Source organism: Ralstonia sp. NFACC01, assembly GCF_900115545.1.
GTDB classification, from domain to species: domain Bacteria; phylum Pseudomonadota; class Gammaproteobacteria; order Burkholderiales; family Burkholderiaceae; genus Ralstonia; species Ralstonia mojiangensis.
In genome coordinates this window covers 408,661-430,913 of record NZ_FOWV01000005.1, presented here as the reverse complement: position 1 = coordinate 430,913, position 22,253 = coordinate 408,661, and the positions used below count along the sequence as shown (strand labels likewise).

The following is a 22,253-nucleotide window of genomic DNA, read 5'->3' as shown; positions in this document are numbered from 1 at the left end:
GTCAGGCCTCGCTGCTCAGGAAATCCGCCACCGTCGGGTAGCGCAGCGCCACGCGCAACTCGCGCGCAAGCCGTGTATTGCACAGCCGGCGCGATTCGCTCATGAACGAGAGCAGCGCCGGCTCGATCTGCTGAACGGCCTCGGCCCGCGAAATGCGCGGCGGCCGCTGCAAGCCTCGCGCGTCGGCCACGGCATCAAAGTAATCGCCCATGCGCAGCTCCGATGCATCGCTGGCATGCACAACGCGCTGCGGTTTCCCCCGGAACAGCGCGGCAATGACGGCGCGCGCAAGGTCGTCGGCGTGAATGTGGTTGGTGTAGACATCGTCTTCCGCACGCAAGGCAGGCGTGCCGCGTTCGAGCCGCGCGACGGGCAGCCGATTCGCCGCATAGATGCCGGGAATGCGCAAAATCGACGTGCGCCAGCCGCCGCCCGCGCCAAACCAGCGCACGCGGCGCTCAGCGGCGACACGGCGTTGGGCACGGGCCGTGGTTGGCTTTACTGTGCGGGATTCGTCGACCCAGGCACCGCCCGCATCGCCGTAAACGCCACTGGTGCTGGCATACACGAACGCACGCGCTTGGAGGCGAGTTTTCAAGCGGCCAGTGAGGCCACCCGACCTGCGTGCCCGCTCGGGTAAAATGCGACGTTTTGTGGCCGGGGAAACCGGGGCCGGCTGCGTCAGCGCGTGCAGTAACGCGGCGGTACGCGGATCATCGTTGCCGATAGCGGGCGGCGGCGCCAGATGCAGCACGCGGGGGCTTAAACCTCGCAGGCGGCGCAGCGACGCGGGATCGTCCAGATTGGCGACAATCGGCACGGCGCCGGCTTCGCGCAACGAAGCGCGACCTTCAACGCGCGAGGTGACGGCGAAGACGCGAAAACGCGTGCGGAGCATCGCCAGGCAGCGTTGCCCGACATCGCCGCAGCCGACGATCAGCACGCGGGGAAGGCCCAAGCGCGGTGCAGTTTTGGATGGCCAAGCGGCTGACTGATTCACCATCGGACGTGCTGCCGGATTGACCATCGTTGCATGCCCAGACGGGCGACCAGACACACTTTTCAACATATTCGGATTGTAGTATGGCTTACCAGATCAACGTGCTGCCCAGCGGCCGCCAGTTCCAGGCCGAAGACGGCGAGACCATCCTTGCAGCGGCGCTGCGCCAGGGCATCGGCCTGCCATACGGCTGCAAAAACGGTGCGTGCGGTTCCTGCAAGGGCCACGTGCGCGAGGGCTCCATCGTCCAGGGCAACCACTCGCCCAACGCGCTGTCCGCCCAGGAAGCCACCGAAGGCCGCGCGCTGTTCTGCTGCGCTACGCCCGCCACTGACATCACGATTGAAGTGCGTGAGGTGCAAGGCGCCGGCGACGTACCCATCAAGAAGATTCCGTGCCGCGTAGCATCGCTGGAAAAGGCCGCGCCGGACGTCACCATCGTCAAGCTGCAACTGCCTGCCACCGAGCGTATGCAATTTCTGGCCGGACAGTATGTGGAATTCCTCCTGCGCGACGGCAAGCGGCGCAGCTACTCGATCGCCAACCCGCCCCACGAGGAAGGCCCGATCGAGCTGCATATCCGCCACATGCCGGGCGGTGCATTTACCGACTATGTGTTCGGCGCCAAGGAAGGCGCCCCGGCCATGAAGGAGCGCGACATCTTGCGCTTCGAGGGGCCGCTGGGCAGCTTCTTCCTGCGTGAAGAATCCGACAAGCCGATCATCCTGCTGGCCTCCGGCACCGGTTTCGCGCCCATCAAGGCGATCATCGAGCACGCCCAGTTCATCGGCAGCACGCGTCCGATGACGCTGTACTGGGGCGGCCGCCGCCCGCAAGACCTGTACATGCACGCCAAGGCCGAAGAATGGGCGCGCACGCTGCCGAACCTCACCTACGTGCCGGTCGTCTCCAACGCCTTGCCGGAAGACGCGTGGACGGGCCGCACCGGCTTCGTTCACCAAGCGGTGATGGCCGATCACCCCGATCTGTCGGGCTACGAGGTCTACGCCTGCGGCGCGCCGGTGGTGATCAACTCGGCTCGCGCGGACTTCGCCGCCAAATGCGGAATGCACCCGGACGCGTTTTTCGCCGATTCCTTCACCTCAGAGGCCGATCTCCATCCGGCCGGCTGACGTTGCACAAATCCCAAGAAGGTCAAAATTTCGTTTTGACTTGACTTGGCATCCGTCTTATTCTTGCGCCTTATGAACCAAGCACTGCACCTCCGACGCCGCCGTACGTTGCTCCCTCCGGGAAGCCACGCGGCTGTCTGCTGATTGCATATCGGGTTCACAGGATTCGACGATCACAAGGCCACGGGGCAACCCCCGTGGCCTTTGTCTTTTTCCAACTCGTGTTTTTTCGGTTTTTCATCTTCCTGCCGCCTTTTTCTGGAGCTTTGCCATGGCGTTTGCTGACTACCCCGTCCAGTCCCTGATGTACATCACCAACCGGCCCGAGATCGTCTTCACCGAAGGCAAGGGCTCGTGGCTGACGGACCACAACGGCAAGCGATACCTGGACTTCGTGCAAGGCTGGGCCGTCAACTGCCTCGGTCACTCCAACGACGGCATGATCGAAGCGCTGAACGCGCAGGCCCGTAAGCTGATCAACCCGAGCCCGGCGTTCTACAACGAGCCGATGGCCAAGCTGGCCGGCCTGTTGACCGCGCACAGCTGTTTCGACAAGGTGTTCTTCGCCAACAGCGGCGCTGAAGCCAACGAAGGTGCCATCAAGCTCGCTCGCAAGTGGGGCAAGAAGCATAAGAATGGCGCGTTCCAGATCATCACGTTTGATCACAGCTTCCACGGCCGCACGCTCGCCACCATGAGCGCGTCGGGCAAGGCCGGCTGGGACACCATCTTTGCGCCGCAGGTACCGGGCTTCCCGAAAGCCATCCTGAACGACATTGCCTCGGTGGAAGCGCTCATCACCGACGAGACTGTCGGCGTGATGCTTGAGCCGGTGCAAGGCGAAGGCGGCGTGCTGCCGGCCACGCCGGAATTCATGCAGCAACTGCGCGCGCTGACCAAGAAGCACAAGATCCTCTTGATCGTTGATGAAGTGCAGGCCGGTTGCGGCCGCTGCGGCACGCTCTTCGCCTATCAGCTTTCGAACATCGAGCCGGACATCATGACGCTGGGCAAGGGCATCGGCGGCGGCGTGCCGCTCTCGGCCCTGCTGTGCACGGATGAAGTTGCCAGCTTCGAGGCCGGCGACCAAGGCGGCACTTACAACGGCAACCCGCTGATGACGGCCGTCGGCTGCTCGGTGATCGAGCAACTCCTAGCCCCCGGCTTCCTGGCCGGCGTGCAAGAACGCGGCGCCTATCTGCGTACGCAACTGCTCAAGCTGAGCGAAGAGTTCGGCTTGGCCGGCGAACGCGGTGACGGCCTGCTGCGCGCCCTGCTGCTCGGCAAGGACATCGGCGGCCAACTGGTCGAAGCTGCACGCGAGATGAACCCGACGGGCCTGCTGCTGAACGCCCCGCGTCCGAACATCCTCCGATTCATGCCCGCGCTCAACGTGACGACCGAAGAAATCGACACGATGATCGGCATGCTGCGCACGCTGCTGAAGGCGCACGCCTAACACGCATCGTTCGACCCGGGGCGGCGCGCAATGCGTCGCCCTTCATCGCTCCATCGCTGCTCCCACTCTGAGGTTCGCCATGGCCGTGACGCGAGAAGTTCCGGCCACGGGGATCGTGTTGTCTGATGATTCCGCGTGGCTTCCGCTGGACGACATCTACAACTTCCTCTCGCAGGAAACGTTCTGGGCCCGCGGCCTGCCCCGCGATGTGTTTGACCGATCGGTCGCGAACTCACTGTGCTTCGCCGCCTATCGTCGGAACGGCGATGGCTCGCAGGGCGACCTCGTGGGCTTTGCGCGGGTCATTACCGATCGTGCGACGTTTGCGTATCTGTGCGATGTGTTCGTGTTGCCGGCGTGGCGTGGAAAAGGCGTCTCGCACGCGCTGATGGATTTCCTGCGCGAGCATCCGGAACTGCAGACACTTCGCCGCACTGTGTTAGTGACAACGGGCGCCGACTGGCTTTACCGCAAGCATGGCTTTGCCGATGTGCGCGAGGGCGTCGGGTTCATGCAATTGCATCGACCGAACATCTACACAGCAGCATCTGCCTGAATCGTCGGGCACGCGCAAAGAAAAAGCCCCGCAATTGCGGGGCTTTTTCATGATGCTTGAGGGTGCTTATTCGCCCAGGTAGGCGGCACGCACCTTCGGATCGTCGAGCATCTGCTTGGCATCGCCGCTCATGGTGATGAGACCGGAGTCCATCACGTAGCCGCGGTGCGCTGCCTGCAGCGCCAGGCGCGCGTTCTGCTCAACGAGCAGCACGGTCACGCCTTGCGCCGAGATGTCGCGCACGACCTCGAAGATCTTCTCCACCATGATCGGGGAGAGACCCATCGACGGCTCGTCCAGCAGCAGCAGCTTCGGTTGGCTCATCAGCGCACGCGCCATGGCCAGCATCTGCTGCTCGCCGCCCGACATCGTGCCGGCCAGCTGGTTTGCACGTTCCTTCAGGCGCGGGAAGATGCCGAACATGCGGTCGATATCGGCCTTGATCTGGGCCTCGTCGTTGCGCGTGAAGGCGCCCATCTGCAGGTTCTCGACGATGGTCATGCGCGCGAACACGCCGCGGCCTTCCGGCACCATCGCCAAGCCCTGCTTGAGCAGGTTGTAGCTCGGCACGCCCTTGATGGACTTGCCCAGATACTGCACGTCACCGCCGGCCCAGCCTTGCAAGCCGGTGATGGCCTTCATGGTGGTCGTCTTGCCGGCGCCGTTGGCACCGATCAGCGTGACCAGCTCACCTTCGCGAATCTCCAGATCCACGCCCTTGACCGCCTGGATGCCGCCGTAAGCGACCTTCAGGCTGTCGATCTTCAACATTACTGGTTTCATATTCCGTTCCTCTGCGTCAGTGCGCTGACGCGCCGAGGTAGGCCTCGATCACCGCCGGGTTGGTCTGCACTTCCTGCGGCAGGCCTTGTGCGATCACCTTGCCGTAATCCAACACGGTCAGGCGGTTGCACAGGCCCATCACCAGCTTCACATCGTGCTCGATGAGCAGGATGGTCTTGCCGTCGGAACGGATCTTGTCGAGCAGGCCACGGAGCTCCACCTTTTCAGTGGCGTTCATGCCGGCAGCCGGTTCGTCCAGGGCCAGCAGCTTGGGCTGCGTGGCCAGGGCACGCGCGATTTCCAGACGACGCTGGTGACCGTACGACAGGTTGCGCGCCGTGTAGTTGGCGTACTTGCCGATGCCGACGTAGTCCAGCAGATCGTGCGCCCAGTCTTCGATGGAGGCTTCTTCCTCGCGTGCCGCCTTGGTGCGGAACACCGCGCCGATCAGGCCGGCCTTGGTCCGCACGTGGCGGCCCACCATGACGTTCTCCGCCGCAGTCATGTCGCCAAACAGGCGGATGTTCTGGAACGTGCGCGCAATACCGGCCTTGGCCACTTCGTGCACGGCGGTGGGCTGGTAGGGCGTGCCGCCCAGCACGAACTCGCCTGCGTCAGGCGTATACAGGCCCGTGATGACGTTGAAGAACGTGGTCTTGCCGGCGCCGTTCGGGCCGATCAAACCGTAGATTTCGCCTTCGCGAATTTCCAGGCTCACGTCGGACAGCGCTTGCAGGCCGCCGAAACGCTTCTGGACTCCTCGGATCGAGAGGAGGACGTTGTTGTTGCTCATGTGCGTGCCTCCATCAGATACGGGACAGTCCACCAGCCCGCTGCTTTTGCGGACGGTCTTCCTTGCGCGGCGAGGGCCACAGGCCCGCGGGGCGATACAGCATCACCACCACCATCGCCAGGCCGAACAGCAACTGACGCAGCACTTCCGCTTCCACGATCACATGGCCGAACAGCTTGTTCTGCACCGGCTCGGCCAGCGCGCGCAGCAGTTCCTGGAAGCCCACCAGCAGAATGCCGCCCAGGATCACGCCCGGGATATGGCCCATGCCGCCGAGCACCACGATTGCCAGGATGTAGATCGACTCCCACAGCACGAACGATTCCGGCGACACGAAGCCCTGGAACGACGCGAACATCGCACCCGACACGCCACCGAACGACGCACCCATCGCAAAGGCCAGCAGCTTGATGTTGCGGGTGTTGATGCCCATCGCCTTGGCAGCGATTTCATCTTCACGCAGCGCCACCCACGCGCGACCGATACGCGAGTTCTGCAACCGCAGGCACACGATGATGATGATCGCGGCCAGGAACACGAACAGGTAGTAGTACATGTAGACCGAGTCGAAGCGGATGCCGAAGAAGTCATGGCGCTTCGAGAAGTCGAACCCGAAGATCTTGACCGGCTCGATCAGGTTGATGCCCTTCGGACCGTTGGTGATGTTCACCGGGCGGTCGAGGTTGTTCATGAAGATCCGGATGATTTCACCAAAGCCCAGCGTCACGATGGCGAGGTAGTCACCGCGCAGCTTCAGCACCGGCGTGCCCAGCAGAATGCCGAACAGCGCCGCCAACCCGGCACCCAGCGGAATCACCCACCAGACGATCAGGTGCAACCCATTGGGGAACAGGTTGTGGATCCACTCAAACTGATTGGACAGGTGCGGCGAACCCAGCAACGCCATCATGTAGGCGCCCACCGCGTAGAACGCGATGTAGCCCAGATCAAGCAGGCCGGCAAAGCCCACCACGATGTTCAGGCCCAGGGCCAGCATGATGTACAGCAGCGCGAAGTCCAGCACGCGCACCCAGTAGTTGCCACCTGCGGCACCCACGATGAACGGCGCGAAGATCGCGAGGATCAGGAAGCCGTACAGCGCGGCGCGCGTCTTCATCGGCGCTTTGAAATTTTCTGTCATGGCGCTCCCCTTCTTATGCGCGGTCCGCAACGCGTTCGCCCATGATGCCGGACGGGCGGAACAGCAGCACGCCAATCAGCACGATGAATGCGAACACATCCTGGTAGTTCGAACCGAACACACCGCCAGTCAGATCGCCGATATAACCGGCACCCAGTGCTTCGATCAGGCCCAGCAGCATGCCGCCAACCATGGCGCCTGCGAGGTTGCCGATGCCGCCCAGCACTGCGGCGGTAAACGCCTTCAGGCCCGGGATGAAGCCCATGTAGAAGTGAGCGTTGCCGTAGTTGGTCGCCATCATCACGCCAGCGACCGCAGCCATGGCAGCGCCGATCATGAAGGTGGCGGAGATCACGAAGTTCGGGTTGACGCCCATCAGGCCTGCCACACGCTGGTTCTCGGCGGTAGCGCGCATCGCGCGGCCAAGCTTGGTGCGGTTGACCAGCAGGATCAGCCCAACCATCACCAGGATCGAGACCACGATGATGACGATTTCCTTGCCCGTAATCGTTGCGCCGGTGGAGCCGATATCAATCGGGCTCGAAGGCAGCAGTTGCGGGAAGGTGAGCGGGTTGCGCGACCAGATCATCATCGCAAGCGTCTGCAGCACGATCGACACGCCGATGGCGGTGATCAGCGGCGCCAGGCGCGGCGCATTGCGCAGCGGCCGGTAAGCGACGCGCTCGATGGTGTAGGCCACGATGGCGCAGACCGGCATTGCAAACAGCAACGCAAACACCAGCGTGAGCCAGTCAGGCAGATTGGGGAAATACTTTTGGAGGAAGTTGATGGCAGTCAGGGCAGACATTGCCCCAACCATCAGAACATCGCCGTGGGCGAAGTTGATGATGCCGAGAATACCGTAGACCATGGTGTAGCCAAGTGCGATCAGCGCGTAAATGCTGCCGAGCACCAGACCGTTCACGATCTGCTGGATAAAGATATCCATGAGAACAGCTCCTGCTATGCCTTGCTTTGTTGTAGGCGACGGGATGACGTGCCCGCAAGGTATGCGATCAATCGGATGGGTAAGGTGAGGTTGCTGGTAAGCGGCCTGCCGACACGCCCATGGTGAGGGCCTTGTTTCATTGGCGAGGCTATAAAAAACGGCACCGCAGGGGTAGTCGCGGTGCCGTTTTTAGGGCGGATAACCCTTCGATTACATCTTCACAACGTCAAGAACGCTCTTCTTCTTGTCCTTGTAGTTGTACAGGGTGATGGAGCCTTGCTTCAGGTCACCCTTGTCGTCGAACGCGATGTTGCCGATCACGCCGTTGTAGTTGGTTGCCGGCATGGCAGCCAGGATCTTGGCAGCGTCGGTCGAGTTGGCACGCTTCATCGCGTCGATGATCACATTGACGGCGTCATACGTGAACGGTGCGTAGATCTGCACCGGCGTGTTGAAGCGCGCTTGGTACTTCTTCTCGAAGTCCGCGCCCTTCTCCATCTTCGACAGCGCCAGGCCTGCTTCCGAGCAGACGATGTTGTCGATTGCGTCGCCAGCCAGTTCGGCCACCTTGTCGGTACACACGCCGTCGCCGCCAACGATCTTGGCCGTGATGCCCAGTTCCTTGGCTTGCTTGGCGAACGGACCGCCGGTGGCATCCATGCCGCCGTACATGATCACGTCCGGCTTCTTACCCTTGATCTTGGTCAGAATGGCCTTGAAGTCGGTCGCCTTGTCGTTGGTGGCCTCACGCGCCACAACGTTCACGCCGTCAGCCTTCGCGGTCTTCTCGAACTCGTCGGCCAGGCCCTTACCGTAGGCGGTGGCATCGTCAACGATGGCCACGGTCTTGGCACCCAGGGTCTTGGCGGCGTAGTTCGCCAGTGCCGGGCCTTGCTGCGCGTCGGTCGCAACCACGCGATAGGTCGTCTTGAAGCCTTGCTTGGTGTAGTCAGGGTTCGTCGACGACGGCGAGATCTGCACGATGCCTGCATCGCTGTAGATCTTCGAGGCCGGGATCGAAACGCCCGAGTTCAGGTGGCCCACGACAGCAACAACGTGCTCGTCAACCAGCTTCTGGGCGACGGCGGTGCCGGTCTTCGGGTCGCCCGCATCGTCTTCACCGACCAGTTCCAGCTTGATCTTCTTGCCGTCGATGGTCAGGCCGTCCTTGTTGGCTTCTTCAACGGCCAGGCGTGCACCGTTTTCGTTGTCTTTGCCAAGGTGAGCAATACCGCCCGTGAGCGGAGCCGCGTGACCGATCTTGACGACGGTCTCGCCGCCGCCGGCAGCAGCAGCCGGAGCCGACGTTGCTGCAGGTGCAGCAGCTTGGTCTGCGGGCTTTTCCTCGTTCTTACCGCAAGCTGCTACGAGTGCCACGGCAGCCGCAAGCGGCAGAACTTTGGCAAACTTAATTTGCATGAGTGATCTCCTAGATCTCGCAAGAGCAAGAAGAGCGTCCTGCCTCCCGGCCGCTCCCCCCGCGCCGATTGTTTCAATTTGAAACGCGCGAATTGTATCCCCTTTTATTGCGGATGCAATACGCGTCGCAACAACGATTTTTGCAGTAACTACGCCGCTTTACGGGCTTTCCCCAATGCCCAAACAGGCGTCATTTCGCGCAGGCATTCGCGAACGGCGCATAGGCCTATCAAGAACCGTGCCAGACTAAGGGAAACCCCCTATTTGTGCGGCTTGGCGGGCGATTCGCACGATAAATCAAGGCTTCGCCGGTATTGAAGAGGTTTCTGCAATGCACAAAACAAAACGGCCACTCCTGAAAGAAGTGGCCGTCGATTCCTCGAAAGCGCTTTATGCACCGCATTAGGGCGCACAGTTTTTGTGCGTTTTTAAGTGGGCATTTACATAAAGGCATTCAATTGATTTGAAGACCCCTCGGAAGGGGGAAGGACATGTTTTCCTGGATGCCATCAAGCGGACGCACGGTGCGCGCGCCCAGCGCCTTGAGACGGTCAACGATCGATTGCGCCAGTTCTTCGGGCGCCGAAGCCCCCGCGGTCAGCCCGACGCGGCGCTTGCCCGCCACCCATTCGGGCCTCACCTGTTCAGGCGTGTCCACCATATAGGCGGGCACACCCAGCTTTTCGGCCAGCTCACGCAGGCGGTTTGAGTTCGAACTGTTCGGACTGCCGACCACGATCACCACTTCCACTTGCGGCGCCATGAATTTCACCGCGTCTTGGCGATTCTGCGTCGCGTAGCAGATGTCCTGCTTCTTCGGCTCGTGCACCGCCGGAAAACGTGCCTTGATGGCCGCCACAATCTCCTGGGTCTCGTCCACCGACAACGTGGTCTGCGTCACGTAGGCCAGACGCCTCGGGTCTTTCACCTCAAGATGCGCTACGTCGTCGACGGATTCGACCAGCAGCATGCCGTCGTTGGCTTGGCCCATGGTGCCTTCCACCTCCGGGTGCCCCTTGTGCCCGATCATGATGATCTCGAAACCCTGCGCGCGCATCTTCGAGACTTCCACGTGCACCTTGGTCACCAGCGGGCAAGTCGCATCGAACACGCGTAGGCCGCGCGCCTCCGCCGCCTCGCGCACCGCACGCGACACACCATGCGCGCTGAAGATGACCGTGCCGCCCACAGGCACATCGTCGAGCTCCTGCACGAACACCGCGCCCTTGTTGCGCAGATCGCCCACGACATAGGCGTTGTGCACGATCTCGTGACGCACGTAAATGGGCGCGCCAAACAGCTCCAGCGCGCGCTCGACGATCTCGATGGCGCGATCCACGCCGGCGCAGAAGCCGCGCGGCTGCGCCAGCAAGACCTCGGCGTCGGCCTGGGTGACAGGATCAATGGAATCGAGCGGGGTGTTCACAGCGTTGCTCATATCAGAGGATGCCGATCAACTGGACTTCAAACACGATCGTCTGGCCAGCCAGCGGGTGATTGAAGTCGAACAGTGCGGAGGTCTCACCGACTTCCTTGAGCACACCAGCATATTTACCGCCGCTCGGCGCATTGAACTCAACCAGGTCGCCCGGCTGGTAATCCTCTTCAAACGAAGAGTTTTCGCGCAGCGTGGCCAGCGACACGCGCTGCAACAGTTCCGGATTGCGTGGGCCGAACGCGTGCTCGGGCGCCAGGCGGAACGTCGTGCGCTCGCCCTCGCGCATGCCGAGCAGCGCCTGTTCCAGCGTCGGCGCCATCTGGCCTTGCCCCAGCAACAGCGTGGCCGGCTTGTCGTCGAACGTGGTGACGATGTCCGTGTCGTTTTCCAGCGCGATGCGATAGTGCAGCGTCAGAAAGGAATCCGGGCCAACCACCTTGCCTGCGTCGCTCGGCGCCGCCCCGGACGCCTCGTTCACCAAATTTTGCACGCTTAACCTGCTTGACCAAAAAGTAACCCGTTATTGTACGTCAGCCCTCCCCGCGGCCGCAGGCGCGAAGCCCACCGCACTCTCGCTGGCGGGGCCTTTCCTCTGCTCCTGGCTACCCTATGGCAATCGTCGACTGGCCCGCCCACGAGCGGCCGCGTGAAAAACTGCTCGCCCACGGCCCTGCCGCGCTCTCCGACGCGGAATTGCTAGCCATCTTCCTGCGCGTGGGCATGCCAGGCAAAAGCGCTGTCGACCTCGCCCGCGAACTGCTCATGCACTTTGGATCGCTCGCACGGCTGTGCCATGCGTCACAACAGGAGTTCTCGTCGATCAACGGCATGGGCCCCGCCAAATACGCGCAACTGCATGCGCTGCTCGAAGTTGGTCGGCGTGCACTAAAAGAAGACTTCACCCAAGGCCAGACCTTTGACTCTCCACAAAGCGTGAAAGATTTCTTACGCCTGACGCTCGGCCACCGCCCGCACGAGGTTTTCGCCTGCTTCTTTCTAGATGTGCGACACCGACTGATTGCCTGGGAGGAACTCTTCCGGGGCACGCTGACGGAAGCCCGCGTCTATCCGCGCGAGATTGCCAAGCGCGCGCTACATCACAATGCAGCCGCCGTGATCCTGGCCCACAACCACCCGACCGGGAATACAGAGCCCAGCGAATCCGACATCACGCTGACCCGCGAATTGTGCCGCGCGCTGGCCATGCTCGACGTGATGGTCCTGGATCACATGATCGTCGGTCGCACTCACGTCTACGGCTTCCGGGAACACGGCAAAATGTAGCGCCGATGCCGCATTGCACAGTGCCCAACGGCAATCCATCGATCTCGTTGATTTGTCAGCGGTTTTGTGTGTATAATCCGCGTTTCGCTGAAGTCCCACCCCTACAGTGGCGCTGCGCTTGGTTTTGGTCCCAGCGCCCGGTCGCAAACTGTAGCCAACGAATTTAGTTAGGAGTGCTCCATGGCACGCGTCTGTCAAGTGACCGGGAAAGCGCCGATGGTCGGCAATAACGTTTCCCACGCAAACAACAAGACCAAGCGCCGTTTTCTGCCGAACCTGCAGAATCGTCGCTTCTGGGTCGAATCCGAAAACCGCTGGGTGAGCCTGCGCGTCTCGAACGCTGGTCTGCGCCTGATCGATAAAAAAGGCATCGACGAAGTGCTCGTGGACCTGCGCGCACGCGGCGAAGTCTAATTAGGAGTTAAACATGGCCAGCAAAGGCGGACGCGACAAGATCAAGCTGGAATCGACCGCAGGTACGGGTCATTTCTACACGACCACCAAGAACAAGCGCACCAAGCCGGAAAAGATGGAGATCATGAAGTTCGATCCCGTCGCCCGCAAGCACGTCGCTTACAAGGAAACCAAGATCAAGTAATCCTCGCGGATTGCGCATCTTGCTTCCGTCGGCATGACCGACAGCAAAAACCCGCTCTCAGGCGGGTTTTTTGTTGCCTGCTGTTTGGCGCATGCTGCGGTGTACACTGCTCTTCTTTCCGATTGACACGCGACTGTGTTATTCACCAGCCGCGCCTGCACCGCGTCCCGCGTCTTTCATGAATTTCGATGTTGCCGTTGTTGGCAGCGGCCTGGCGGGCCTGACCGTCGCCCTGCACCTAGCCGATCACCGCCGCGTGGTCGTCATCAGCAAACGCAGCCTGCCTGAAGGCGCCAGCGATTGGGCGCAGGGCGGTATTGCCGCAGTGCTCGATTCAGGCGACAGCCATGACGAGCACGTCGACGACACGCTCATCGCCGGGGCGGGGCTATGCGATGAAGCTGCCACCCGCTACATCGTCGAAAATGGGCGCTCGGCCATTGAATGGTTGATCGGCCATGGCGTGCCTTTCACGCGCGACGAGCAGGCTGAACTCGGCTTCCACCTGACGCGCGAAGGCGGCCATCGCCATCGACGCATCATCCACGCCGCCGATGCCACCGGCCATGCCGTGGTCACGACGCTGGTTGAGAAGGTACGCAACCACCCGAACATCACGCTGCTGGAAGACCACTTTGCGATCGACCTGATTACCGATGCGAAGCTGGGCCAGCCGGGCATGCGCTGCCATGGCCTGTACGCACTCGACATTGCATCAGGCCACGTCAAGACGATTACCGCAAGCCAAACCGTGATGGCCACGGGCGGCGCAGGCAAGGTCTATCTCTACACGACGAATCCGGACACGGCCAGCGGCGACGGCATCGCCATGGCTTGGCGTGCGGGCTGTCGTGTGGCGAACATGGAGTTCATCCAGTTCCATCCCACGTGCCTGTACCACCCGTTCGCAAAATCGTTCCTGATTACCGAAGCCGTGCGCGGTGAAGGCGGCAAGCTGATCCTGCCCGACGGCACGCGCTTCATGCCGGCGCATGATGAGCGCGCTGAGCTCGCTCCACGCGATATCGTCGCCCGCGCCATCGACTTCGAGATGAAGAAACGTGGCCTGGATTGCGTCTACCTGGACATCAGCCACCAGAGCCCCGCGTTCCTCAAGGAACACTTCCCGACCATCATGGCGCGCTGCTTGGAGCTGGGCATCGACATCACACGCCAACCGATTCCGGTCGTGCCGGCAGCGCACTACACGTGCGGCGGCGTGGTGACGGACCATCTTGGGCGCACGGATATCGCTGGCCTGTACGCCGTCGGCGAGACGGCTTACACCGGCCTGCACGGCGCCAACCGGCTGGCGAGCAATTCGTTGCTGGAGTGCATGGTGATCGGGCGCGGCGCGGCGGAAGACATCCTCGCGCAACCGGCCTCCGGCCCAACATCGGTGCAGATTCCCGCATGGGACGAAAGCCGCGTGACCGATCCCGATGAGGAAGTCGTCGTCTCACACAACTGGGACGAACTGCGCCGCATGATGTGGAACTACGTCGGCATCGTGCGTACGAACAAGCGGCTGGAGCGGGCGCAGCACCGCATTGCGCTGTTGCGCGAAGAGATCACGGAGTACTACGCCAACTTCCGCGTGAGCCACGATCTGCTGGAGCTGCGCAATCTCGTCGAGGCTGCCTCGCTGATCGTCGACAGTGCGCTGTCACGGCATGAGAGCCGCGGCCTGCATTTCTCGCGCGACTACCCCGAAACGTTGCCCAAGGCGCTGCCGACGGTCATGCAGCCGACCCATCGGCAGATCGCCCGGAAACGCTAAGGCTTACTCAACGATCCGCAGAGAGTAGTCGGTCGCGCGCACGTCCTTTGTCAGCGCGCCGACAGAGATACGGTCCACACCCGTTTCGGCAAAGGTGCGGATCGTCTCGATGTTCACGCCGCCGGACACCTCCAGCAGCGCCCTGCCCGCCGTCACGCGCACAGCCTCACGCATCGCGGGCGGTTCGAAGTTGTCGAGCAGCACGGAGGTAGCGCCCGCCGCCAGCGCCTCTTCAAGCTGAGTCAGCGTTTCTACCTCGATCTGGATTGTCACGCCGGTGTTCAGTGCCTGCGCCGCACGCAGGGCTGCCGTCACGCCGCCCGCCGCAGCGATGTGGTTTTCCTTGATCAGGATGCCGTCATACAACGCCAGGCGTTGATTCTCGCCACCACCGATACGCACGGCGTACTTCTGCGCCAGGCGCAGGCCCGGCAGCGTCTTGCGCGTATCGAGCACGCGGGCGCGCGTGCCGTCGATGGCCGCAGCGTAACGCGACGTCGTTGTCGCCACACCGGAAAGCAATTGCAGGAAGTTCAGCGACGGGCGTTCGGCTGTCAGCAGGGATCGCGCCAGGCCTTCAATCTCGCACACCACCGAATCGGGCGCCATGCGGTCGCCTTCGTGCTGGCGCCATGTAACGCGCAGCGCCGGATCAACGGCGCGCATGCACGCATCGAACCAAGGCGTGCCGCACAGCACGGCGGTCTCGCGCACGATCACCCGCGCGCGCGCATGGCGATCGGAGGGGATCAGCAAACCGGTGCGGTCACCCGTGCCGACGTCCTCGGCAATAGCAGCAGACACGTTGGCGGACAGCGCCTCGCGCAGTGCCGGGCCAAAGCTATCGAAAATTGTCTGAGCCGGTGTGGCAAAGCTCGTCGCGTTAATCTGGGTTGCCGTCATGCCGGGCCGATTCCTTGAAAGAGTTGCGCGTTTGCTGCCAGCTCACCTTGCGGGCGGACCATGGCCTTTTCCCGCGCGGCAAAATCCAGCATGCGATCGATGCAGACCACGGCCTGCTTGCCGACGGCGGGATCGACGTGGATCTCGTTGCGACCGGTCTCCAGCACCTCGGCCAGATTGGTCAGCGCATTCATCGCCATCCATGGGCAATGCGCGCAACTTTTGCAGGTGGCGGCGTTGCCGGCGGTCGGCGCCTCGATGAAGCGCTTGCCCGGAGCCGCCATGCGCATCTTGTGCAGGATGCCGTTGTCGGTCGCCACGATGAATTCCTGCGCGGACAACGACTGCGCTGCCGCAATCAGCTGCGAAGTCGAACCCACCACATCGGCCTGCGCCACCACCGATTCCGGCGATTCAGGGTGGACGAGAATCTTCGCGTTCGGGTGCTCGGCGCGCAGCAGGTCAAGCTCGACGCCCTTGAACTCGTCGTGCACCAAACAGGAGCCCTGCCACATCAGCATGTCGGCGCCGGTCTGCTTCTGAATGTAGCTGCCCAGGTGGCGATCGGGCGCCCACAGGATCTTCTTTCCCTGCGCGTGCAGGTGCTGGACGATCTTCAGGCCAATGGACGAGGTCACCATCCAGTCGGCACGCGCCTTTACGGCGGCGCTGGTGTTGGCATAGACGACCACGGTGCGATCCGGATGCGCATCGCAAAAGGCGGCGAACTCTTCCGGCGGGCAACCCAGATCCAGCGAGCAGGTCGCGTCAAGATCCGGCATCAACACGGTCTTTTCGGGGCTCAGAATCTTGGCGGTCTCGCCCATGAAGCGCACGCCCGCCACGATCAGTGTCTTGGCCGAATGGTCGCGGCCAAAGCGTGCCATCTCAAGCGAATCGGACACGCAGCCACCGGTCTCCTCAGCCAAGTCCTGCAGGTCGGCGTCAACGTAGTAGTGCGCGACCAGGACGGCCTCGCGTTCCTTGAGCAGGCGCTTGATGCGAGCCTTCAGTTCGTCGCGTTCCTCTCGCGACAGCACCGGCGGCACCTTGGCCCAGGCGTGGGCCACGCAACTGGCGCCGGATTGCGCCTCGGAAAGCATATCCGGGCGCTCGAATTCAACCGTCTTGATGTGGGTTTCCATGGTGGTCTCCGCGTCCATTCGCGCTGTTAAGGCGCCGAGAAGCTGGCGCGGCAATGAAAGGGACGGCGTGTGAGGAGGACTGGCACCGCGATACATTGTCGCGGCCCGTTAAAAATGTGAGTTGGGGCAGTTTACCCAAAAGAAAAGCCCCGCTGCGGAGCGGGGCTTCACCTATGAAACAAGAAACTCAGGCGTAACGGCGCAGGCGAACAGCAAATTCCTGCAGCGCGTGGATGCCGCTTTCCTCAGCGCGCTTGCACCACTCTTGCAGTTGATGCAGGAGTTGCTCACGCGTGGCGTTCGAACGACCCCACAGCGCGCCAAGCTCGCGGCGCATCTCAACGAAGGTGTGCAACGCCGAATGGTCCGACACGATTTGCGAGAGCTGCTCACGCTGCGGCGCGCCCAGCTTGGTCTCGTCGCGGTGGAACCACTTGCGGGCGGGCTTTAGTGCACGATATTCCACAGCCCGCGAGTCCTTCAGCTTGGCCAGCTCTTGGCGGTAAGCCGCCTTCACAGTCTTGGCGTAGCGGGCCATCACGTCGTAGCGGTTGGCGATGATGGCTTCCAGCGTGTTCTGGTCAACCGGCTTCACGTCGCCAAAACGGGCCTTGGGCGCCACTTTCTTGACCTTCGCCAGACCGATGATCTCCAGCGCTCGGATGTAACCCCAGCCGATGTCGAACTCATACCACTTGACCGAGAACTTGGCCGACGTGGCGTACGTGTGGTGGTTGTTGTGCAGCTCTTCGCCGCCGATGATGATGCCCCACGGCGACACGTTGGTCGAAGCATCTTCGCAGTCGAAGTTGCGGTAGCCCCAGAAGTGGCCCAGACCGTTGATGATGCCGGCAGCGTGGATCGGGATCCATAGCATCTGCACCGCCCACACCGTCAGGCCCAGCGCGCCGAACATCAGCACGTCCAGAATCAGCATCAAACCGACGCCCTGCCATGTGAACTTCGAATACACGTTCTTCTCGACCCAATCGTCCGGCGTACCGTGGCCAAACTTCTGGATCGTTTCCTTGTTCTTGGCCTCGGCGCGATACAGCTCAGCACCTTCCATCAGCACCTTGCGGATGCCACGGGTCTGCGGGCTGTGCGGATCCTCTTCGGTTTCACACTTAGCGTGGTGCTTGCGGTGAATGGCGGTCCATTCCTTGGTAACCATGCCGGTGGTCATCCACAGCCAGAAACGGAAGAAGTGTCCGGCGATGGGATGCACGTCCAGCGCCCGGTGCGCTTGGCAACGGTGCAGAAAAATCGTGACGCTGGCGATGGTGATGTGCGTCATCACCAGCGTGAAAATCAGAATCTGCCACCAGGCCCAGTCCAGGGTGCCGTTGGCAAGGAAAGTCAGAAAGGAGTCGATCAAAGTGTTCTCCGTGGTCAACTCGGGGTGATCAAAGCAGCCTTTGGTCCGTCAATCGATCGGAACGGTGCTGCCTCTTAAGGCCATCCGCTGTCGTAGCGTTACGACAATGGGGTCGTGTTGGCGGTGATTCGGGTGCGGGCACCCGGCTTGCGCGTCACATCGGCGAGCTTCTCGCTGCCGGTCATGTGATCTCCGCCCCAGCGCAATACAAGGTATTTGCGGTGCTTTGTCGCAAATGCTAGGCCTTTGCGACGGCCCGTCTGATCCTTTGTGGGAGCAATCGGCATTTTAACCGAATACCCCCTCTATTCCATGGGGGAAAACCGCCGTTTTGACCTCGGACAAGGGTGCACCGTTCCGCCCGCAGGTATGTTAGGCCTGCAGGGACGCGCCGGATGAGGCTACCGCATCACCCGAAGTGCTTGAAGCGCCCTGCTGCAGCGCCAGCGGCCCGAGCACACGCACTTCCCGCTGCGGATACGGAATGTCGATGCCGGCCGCCTTGAAGCGGCGATAGATGGCGCGGTTCAGGTCAGACTGCACGCCAAGCTTGCCGTTGTGTGGATCGCCGATCCACACACCAAGTTCGTATTCGATGCCGCTGTCGGCAAACAAGGCCATGAACGCGGCAGGGGCCGGCTCGGGCAGAATGCGCGGGATGCCCTCGGCGCATTGCAGCAGCAGCGCCAGCACCATTTCCGGATCGGCGGCATACGATGCCTGCACGCGCACTGTCACGCGCACCGTGCCGCGCTCGTTGTGGTTCTGCACCGCCTGCGCGACCATCAATTCGTTCGGAACCAGCGTATCGCCATCGCCGTTGCGCACCACGGTGTAGCGCGTGCGGATCTGCGTGACGATGCCGGTGTATGTGCTGACCGTAATCTGATCGCCGAGCTTGAGCGAGCGCTCGAGCAGGATGATGAAGCCCGAGACGTAATTGCTGGCGATCTTCTGCAAGCCAAAGCCCAAGCCCACACCCAGCGCGCCGCCAAACACCGACAGCACCGTCAAATCGATGCCCACGAGCGACAGGCTCAGTAGCAGCGACACCAGCAGCAGCACCGCCTTGGTTACACGCGACAGCACCACCTTCAGGTTGGCATCAATGGCCGAAGCGCGCGTAATGCGGCTGTCCAGCCACGAGCCGAACCACATCGCCACGAGCACTGTGACGAGAATCCACACCACGCCCATCAGCATGGCGGCGAGGCTCACCTTCTGCTTGCCGCCCAGCGCAAAGCGAATGCCGTCGAGGTAGTCCACCACGTCGCCCAGCACACCCAGTACATAGAGCACCATGCCCATCCACATCAGCGTGGTCAGCACCCGCTCGGCGACGACGAGCATGCCGTGCAACTCACCATTGCCCGACAGCACACGGCGCAGTACGTAGAAGCCGAGATAGAGAATCGCCAGGCCGAACAGCGGCACGGCAGCCAGGCGGAACACGCTGATCGGCATGGTGCCGATCAGGGCATAGCGCGCGCCCACCACCACCAGCCAGCCGATCAGCGGAAACACCGCCCGCTCCAGGCTCGACCAGGCAAAACGCAGGGCGAACGTGTCGTTCACATGGGCCGTATGCAAGCGCCGCGAAATCGGTCGCGCGACCAGCCACGCGGCAACGAGCACCAGCACCAGCACGCCCAGTTGCCAGATGAAGCGCGGACCACCCAGATCGGAGACGATGTCGTCGATCATGTGGCCCAGCGCGATATGGTTCAGATTCAGCGGCAATCCGTTCATTGGCGTGACCGGTTATTGCGAACCCTTATTGGGTCCGATAGGGCAACGCGTCGCCCGCATGCTTCTGCCAGTTGGCGGCATAGCGCTGGGCAAGGTCAGCGTCGCCGCGCACGATCAAGACGTTCTCGGCATTGCCGCGCTGCGCGGTCTGCGTAAAGTTGAAGCTGCCGGTGACCAGCACTGGGTGCGCCCCGCGCGGGTCGATCACGATGACCTTGTTGTGCGCGTTCTTGTAGCGCACCTCCAGCCAGACGGGGATGCCCGCATTCGCCACCTCGGGCACGCGGCTGCCGCCGGAGCGCGTCATCTGTTCGCGATCGGCCAGCACCCGCACATCCACGCCGCGCTGATGCGCCGCCAGCAGTGCATGCGTAATCGCCTTGTTTGACAGCAGATATGCCTGCACCAGCACCTGCTCACGCGCCTGGTCGATGGCGTCTGCCAACAACCCTTCGATGTCATCGTCGGGTGTGAACGCAGCCTGCACCGTGCCCTTGGCCGGCTGCACCGGCGGCGTGCTGCGGGCCAGCGCCTCGCCACCTGCAGCAAACGCCAGCCATGCGGCCAGCAGCCAACCCAAACGGCGCAGCATCATGCGCAGCGCTCCAGCACGGCCGCGAAGAAGCCGTCGGTCTGATGCGTGTGCGGATACAGCTCCAGGTAGGGCCCCATTTCCAGGGCGATCTTCTGCGCGGCGAGCACCTCACCGGCGGGCACGAGCACAAAGTCTTCATGCGCAGCCAGGAACTGCTCGACCACCTGCTGGTTCTCGCGCGCCAACACGCTGCAGGTCGCGTAGACGAGGCGGCCACCCGGTTTCAGCAGCCGCGCCGCCGACGTGAGGATCGACAACTGCTTGGCCGACATTTCTTCCACGGCCTGGGCAGATTGGCGCCACTTCAGGTCCGGATTGCGGCGCAGCGTGCCCAAGCCGCTGCACGGGGCGTCGACCAGCACACGATCGATCTTGCCCGCCAGGCGCTTGACCTTGGCATCGTGCTCGCTGTCGATGCGGCCCGGATGCACGTTCGACAGGCCGCTGCGCGCCAGGCGTGGCCCCAGGTTCGACAAGCGCTTTTCCGATACGTCGAAGGCATACAGGCGCCCCGTCGAGCGCATCGCCGCGCCGATCGCCAGGGTCTTGCCACCGGCGCCGGCACAGAAATCGACCACCATCTCGCCGCGCTTAGGTGCCAGCAATTGGCAGAGCAGTTGACTGCCCTCGTCCTGCACCTCGACCGTGCCGTTGGTGAAGATATCGAGCTTGTTCAACGCCGGCTTGCCCGCCAGGCGAATGCCCACTGGCGACAACGGCGCCGCAGCACCTTCGATACCGGCTTCGGCCAGTGTGGCGAGCACGGCTTCGCGCTCGCCCTTGAGCGTATTCACACGCAAGTCCAGCGGCGCGGGCGTGAGCCACGCTTGCGCCAGTGCTTCGGTGAAGTCCGCACCGTGCTGGGCAACCAGCGCGTCGAACAGCCAGTCGGGCAGGTTGGCACGCACGCGGGCCGCCAGCGCGGCGCGGTCCCAATTTTCCCAGCGATCCAGCCATTCGGCCTCCGCCGGGTTCAGGAACGGGGCAATGGCCTCACGCCCGGCCGTCTGCAGCAAACCGAGCAGCACTAGGCGACGACGCGCCGGGCCAGTGCCGCTCTCGGCAAACTGGCCGAATTCCACCTTGCGGCGAAGCACAGCAAAGGCCGCTTCGGCGATGATGCCGCGCTCTCGGTGGCCCAGTTCATGGTGCTCGCGGAAATACTGGCTGACCACCATGTCAGCGGGCGCCGCGAAGTGGAGCAGGCGCGCAAGCACCTTGTCTAGGTGTTCCAGATGGCTGCCATGCACGCCCGTACGCGGGCGCGGAGCGCTGCGGGGTGCCGGCTTGCCCTGCGGTGCCCGATACCAGCCACCACCGCCGGAACCCGCGCGCTTGTTGGCCGACCCGCTGTTTCCATTGCCGCGCGAACGCTGACGATCCTGACTCATGCTGCCTCCCGGGCGTTGACGCCAATGACAAGCTGCGATTCATCCGGAGAGACGCGCACAACACCGTCTTCGATCGACAACCGCCCTTCCACGAACCAGCGCACGGCACGCGGATAAATCGTGTGTTCCTGCGCCAGCAGCCGCCCGGCCAGCGAATCCGGCGAGTCGTCCTGACGCACGTCGATGATGGCCTGCAGCACGATCGGGCCGTGGTCCAGGTCAGCCGTGACGAAATGCACCGTCGCGCCATGCACCTTCACGCCCATGGCCAACGCGGCCTCGTGCGTGTGCAAACCCGGGAAGCACGGCAACAGCGACGGATGAATGTTCAGCATGCGCCCCGCGTAGCGCTTTACAAAGCCGGGCGTAAGGATGCGCATGAAGCCGGCCAGCACCACGAGATCGGGCGAAAAGCCGTCGATCACCTGTGCCAGGGCGGCGTCGAAGCTGTCGCGATCGGGGAACGCCTTGTGGTCGACCACCGCGGTGGCAATGCCGTGCGAAGCGGCAAATTTAAGTCCTGCCGCATCGGGCCGATTAGAAATGACGGCGGCAATGCGTCCCGACCAACCTTCAGCCTGACAGGCGCGGACAATGGCTTCCATATTGGAGCCGCGTCCGGAAATGAGAATGACGATGTTTTTCATCGCGGCATTTTATCAAGTGCGCCGGAGTTCCCCGAGAAAATCGGGTGTGACGCCTGCGCAGCCATGCCGCGGGCGCTTTTGCAGCCACCGTGGCATTTTGCCGACGCATGCC

General features: G+C 62.6%; 22 protein-coding genes. 7 read left to right on the top strand and 15 right to left on the bottom strand.

Annotated elements, in window-relative coordinates:
• Window position 1 precedes the first annotated feature (1 nt).
• Window positions 2-1,003 (bottom strand): NAD-dependent epimerase/dehydratase family protein, encoded by a 1,002-nt coding sequence (locus BM136_RS15555; protein WP_092973022.1) that lies wholly within the window; start codon window positions 1,001-1,003, stop codon window positions 2-4.
• 80 nt (window positions 1,004-1,083) lie between these two features.
• On the opposite strand from BM136_RS15555, the gene BM136_RS15550 reads away from it, so the two are divergent.
• The 3 genes from BM136_RS15550 to BM136_RS15540 all read left to right on the top strand — a co-directional run bounded on the left by BM136_RS15550 (window position 1,084) and on the right by BM136_RS15540 (window position 4,148).
• Window positions 1,084-2,133 (top strand): CDP-6-deoxy-delta-3,4-glucoseen reductase, encoded by a 1,050-nt coding sequence (locus BM136_RS15550; protein ID WP_092972814.1) that lies wholly within the window; start codon window positions 1,084-1,086, stop codon window positions 2,131-2,133.
• A 271-nt stretch (window positions 2,134-2,404) separates the two neighbouring features.
• Window positions 2,405-3,592: an acetylornithine transaminase gene (locus BM136_RS15545; RefSeq protein WP_092972812.1), complete on the top strand. Its 1,188-nt coding sequence runs from the start codon at window positions 2,405-2,407 to the stop codon at window positions 3,590-3,592.
• A gap of 79 nt (window positions 3,593-3,671) precedes the next feature.
• A complete protein-coding gene (locus BM136_RS15540) occupies window positions 3,672-4,148 on the top strand; it encodes a GNAT family N-acetyltransferase (RefSeq protein ID WP_092972811.1) in 477 nt (158 codons plus the stop codon).
• A gap of 66 nt (window positions 4,149-4,214) precedes the next feature.
• Here BM136_RS15540 and BM136_RS15535 read toward each other — a convergent pair whose 3' ends face one another.
• The 7 genes from BM136_RS15535 to BM136_RS15505 form a co-directional block, all read right to left on the bottom strand.
• Window positions 4,215-4,931, bottom strand: a complete 717-nt coding sequence (locus BM136_RS15535) for an ABC transporter ATP-binding protein (RefSeq protein ID WP_092972809.1) — start codon at window positions 4,929-4,931, stop codon at window positions 4,215-4,217.
• A gap of 16 nt (window positions 4,932-4,947) precedes the next feature.
• A complete protein-coding gene (locus BM136_RS15530; RefSeq protein WP_092972807.1) occupies window positions 4,948-5,724 on the bottom strand; it encodes an ABC transporter ATP-binding protein in 777 nt (258 codons plus the stop codon).
• 13 nt (window positions 5,725-5,737) lie between these two features.
• Window positions 5,738-6,865: an ABC transporter permease subunit gene (locus tag BM136_RS15525; protein ID WP_092972805.1), complete on the bottom strand. Its 1,128-nt coding sequence runs from the start codon at window positions 6,863-6,865 to the stop codon at window positions 5,738-5,740.
• 13 nt (window positions 6,866-6,878) lie between these two features.
• Entirely contained in the window at window positions 6,879-7,814 is a 936-nt protein-coding gene (locus tag BM136_RS15520) for a branched-chain amino acid ABC transporter permease (protein WP_092972803.1), read from the bottom strand.
• Between the two features lie 210 nt (window positions 7,815-8,024).
• Window positions 8,025-9,233 (bottom strand): branched-chain amino acid ABC transporter substrate-binding protein, encoded by a 1,209-nt coding sequence (locus tag BM136_RS15515; protein ID WP_092972801.1) that lies wholly within the window; start codon window positions 9,231-9,233, stop codon window positions 8,025-8,027.
• Between the two features lie 454 nt (window positions 9,234-9,687).
• Window positions 9,688-10,671 (bottom strand): 4-hydroxy-3-methylbut-2-enyl diphosphate reductase, encoded by a 984-nt coding sequence (gene ispH, locus BM136_RS15510; RefSeq protein WP_092972799.1) that lies wholly within the window; start codon window positions 10,669-10,671, stop codon window positions 9,688-9,690.
• A 1-nt stretch (window position 10,672) separates the two neighbouring features.
• Window positions 10,673-11,161, bottom strand: coding sequence for an FKBP-type peptidyl-prolyl cis-trans isomerase (locus tag BM136_RS15505; protein WP_092972797.1), 489 nt, complete (start codon window positions 11,159-11,161; stop codon window positions 10,673-10,675).
• A 119-nt stretch (window positions 11,162-11,280) separates the two neighbouring features.
• Here BM136_RS15505 and radC point away from each other — a divergent pair, with 119 nt between their 5' ends.
• The 4 genes from radC (at window position 11,281) to nadB (ending at window position 14,333) form a co-directional block, all read left to right on the top strand.
• Complete coding sequence (radC, locus tag BM136_RS15500; protein ID WP_092972795.1) at window positions 11,281-11,955, top strand: RadC family protein; 675 nt, start codon at window positions 11,281-11,283, stop codon at window positions 11,953-11,955.
• A gap of 180 nt (window positions 11,956-12,135) precedes the next feature.
• Complete coding sequence (gene rpmB / locus BM136_RS15495; protein ID WP_004631999.1) at window positions 12,136-12,369, top strand: 50S ribosomal protein L28; 234 nt, start codon at window positions 12,136-12,138, stop codon at window positions 12,367-12,369.
• A gap of 13 nt (window positions 12,370-12,382) precedes the next feature.
• Window positions 12,383-12,553 (top strand): 50S ribosomal protein L33, encoded by a 171-nt coding sequence (gene rpmG, locus BM136_RS15490; protein WP_003262397.1) that lies wholly within the window; start codon window positions 12,383-12,385, stop codon window positions 12,551-12,553.
• Between the two features lie 178 nt (window positions 12,554-12,731).
• A complete protein-coding gene (nadB, locus tag BM136_RS15485) occupies window positions 12,732-14,333 on the top strand; it encodes an L-aspartate oxidase (protein WP_092972793.1) in 1,602 nt (533 codons plus the stop codon).
• Between the two features lie 3 nt (window positions 14,334-14,336).
• Here the strand turns inward: nadB and nadC are convergent, their stop codons facing one another.
• From nadC to purN, 7 genes are all read right to left on the bottom strand, one after another.
• A complete protein-coding gene (gene nadC / locus BM136_RS15480) occupies window positions 14,337-15,236 on the bottom strand; it encodes a carboxylating nicotinate-nucleotide diphosphorylase (RefSeq protein ID WP_092972791.1) in 900 nt (299 codons plus the stop codon).
• Window positions 15,233-16,381, bottom strand: coding sequence for a quinolinate synthase NadA (nadA, locus tag BM136_RS15475; protein ID WP_092972789.1), 1,149 nt, complete (start codon window positions 16,379-16,381; stop codon window positions 15,233-15,235). Before nadA ends, nadC begins: the two co-directional genes overlap by 4 nt.
• Before the next feature lie 187 nt (window positions 16,382-16,568).
• Window positions 16,569-17,759, bottom strand: coding sequence for a DesA family fatty acid desaturase (locus tag BM136_RS15470; RefSeq protein ID WP_092972787.1), 1,191 nt, complete (start codon window positions 17,757-17,759; stop codon window positions 16,569-16,571).
• 372 nt (window positions 17,760-18,131) lie between these two features.
• The gene (locus tag BM136_RS15465; RefSeq protein ID WP_092972785.1) at window positions 18,132-19,508 is read right to left on the bottom strand and encodes a mechanosensitive ion channel family protein; all 1,377 of its coding nucleotides are present in this window, start codon (window positions 19,506-19,508) and stop codon (window positions 18,132-18,134) included.
• 25 nt (window positions 19,509-19,533) lie between these two features.
• On the bottom strand, window positions 19,534-20,103 hold the full coding sequence (locus BM136_RS15460) for a phospholipase D family nuclease (RefSeq protein ID WP_092972783.1): 570 nt from the start codon (window positions 20,101-20,103) through the stop codon (window positions 19,534-19,536).
• Window positions 20,100-21,494 carry an RsmB/NOP family class I SAM-dependent RNA methyltransferase gene (locus BM136_RS15455; RefSeq protein WP_092972780.1) on the bottom strand — a complete coding sequence of 465 codons (1,395 nt, stop codon included), beginning with the start codon at window positions 21,492-21,494 and terminating at the stop codon, window positions 20,100-20,102. Before BM136_RS15455 ends, BM136_RS15460 begins: the two co-directional genes overlap by 4 nt.
• Complete coding sequence (purN, locus tag BM136_RS15450; RefSeq protein ID WP_092972778.1) at window positions 21,491-22,141, bottom strand: phosphoribosylglycinamide formyltransferase; 651 nt, start codon at window positions 22,139-22,141, stop codon at window positions 21,491-21,493. Before purN ends, BM136_RS15455 begins: the two co-directional genes overlap by 4 nt.
• Window positions 22,142-22,253 lie beyond the last annotated feature (112 nt).

What these genes read in the sequence shown, in the direction of transcription:
- BM136_RS15550 (WP_092972814.1), top strand. Translation starts at nt 1,084, where the DNA reads ATGGCTTACCAGATCAACGTGCTGCCCAGCGGCCGCCAGTTCCAGGCC.
- nadA (WP_092972789.1), bottom strand. Translation starts at nt 16,381, where the DNA reads ATGGAAACCCACATCAAGACGGTTGAATTCGAGCGCCCGGATATGCTT.
- nadB (WP_092972793.1), top strand. Translation starts at nt 12,732, where the DNA reads ATGAATTTCGATGTTGCCGTTGTTGGCAGCGGCCTGGCGGGCCTGACC.
- BM136_RS15460 (WP_092972783.1), bottom strand. Translation starts at nt 20,103, where the DNA reads ATGATGCTGCGCCGTTTGGGTTGGCTGCTGGCCGCATGGCTGGCGTTT.
- BM136_RS15535 (WP_092972809.1), bottom strand. Translation starts at nt 4,931, where the DNA reads ATGAAACCAGTAATGTTGAAGATCGACAGCCTGAAGGTCGCTTACGGC.
- BM136_RS15545 (WP_092972812.1), top strand. Translation starts at nt 2,405, where the DNA reads ATGGCGTTTGCTGACTACCCCGTCCAGTCCCTGATGTACATCACCAAC.
- radC (WP_092972795.1), top strand. Translation starts at nt 11,281, where the DNA reads ATGGCAATCGTCGACTGGCCCGCCCACGAGCGGCCGCGTGAAAAACTG.
- BM136_RS15455 (WP_092972780.1), bottom strand. Translation starts at nt 21,494, where the DNA reads ATGAGTCAGGATCGTCAGCGTTCGCGCGGCAATGGAAACAGCGGGTCG.
- BM136_RS15465 (WP_092972785.1), bottom strand. Translation starts at nt 19,508, where the DNA reads ATGAACGGATTGCCGCTGAATCTGAACCATATCGCGCTGGGCCACATG.
- BM136_RS15530 (WP_092972807.1), bottom strand. Translation starts at nt 5,724, where the DNA reads ATGAGCAACAACAACGTCCTCCTCTCGATCCGAGGAGTCCAGAAGCGT.
- BM136_RS15525 (WP_092972805.1), bottom strand. Translation starts at nt 6,865, where the DNA reads ATGACAGAAAATTTCAAAGCGCCGATGAAGACGCGCGCCGCGCTGTAC.
- purN (WP_092972778.1), bottom strand. Translation starts at nt 22,141, where the DNA reads ATGAAAAACATCGTCATTCTCATTTCCGGACGCGGCTCCAATATGGAA.
- BM136_RS15555 (WP_092973022.1), bottom strand. Translation starts at nt 1,003, where the DNA reads ATGGTGAATCAGTCAGCCGCTTGGCCATCCAAAACTGCACCGCGCTTG.
- BM136_RS15520 (WP_092972803.1), bottom strand. Translation starts at nt 7,814, where the DNA reads ATGGATATCTTTATCCAGCAGATCGTGAACGGTCTGGTGCTCGGCAGC.
- rpmB (WP_004631999.1), top strand. Translation starts at nt 12,136, where the DNA reads ATGGCACGCGTCTGTCAAGTGACCGGGAAAGCGCCGATGGTCGGCAAT.
- rpmG (WP_003262397.1), top strand. Translation starts at nt 12,383, where the DNA reads ATGGCCAGCAAAGGCGGACGCGACAAGATCAAGCTGGAATCGACCGCA.
- ispH (WP_092972799.1), bottom strand. Translation starts at nt 10,671, where the DNA reads ATGAGCAACGCTGTGAACACCCCGCTCGATTCCATTGATCCTGTCACC.
- BM136_RS15540 (WP_092972811.1), top strand. Translation starts at nt 3,672, where the DNA reads ATGGCCGTGACGCGAGAAGTTCCGGCCACGGGGATCGTGTTGTCTGAT.
- BM136_RS15515 (WP_092972801.1), bottom strand. Translation starts at nt 9,233, where the DNA reads ATGCAAATTAAGTTTGCCAAAGTTCTGCCGCTTGCGGCTGCCGTGGCA.
- nadC (WP_092972791.1), bottom strand. Translation starts at nt 15,236, where the DNA reads ATGACGGCAACCCAGATTAACGCGACGAGCTTTGCCACACCGGCTCAG.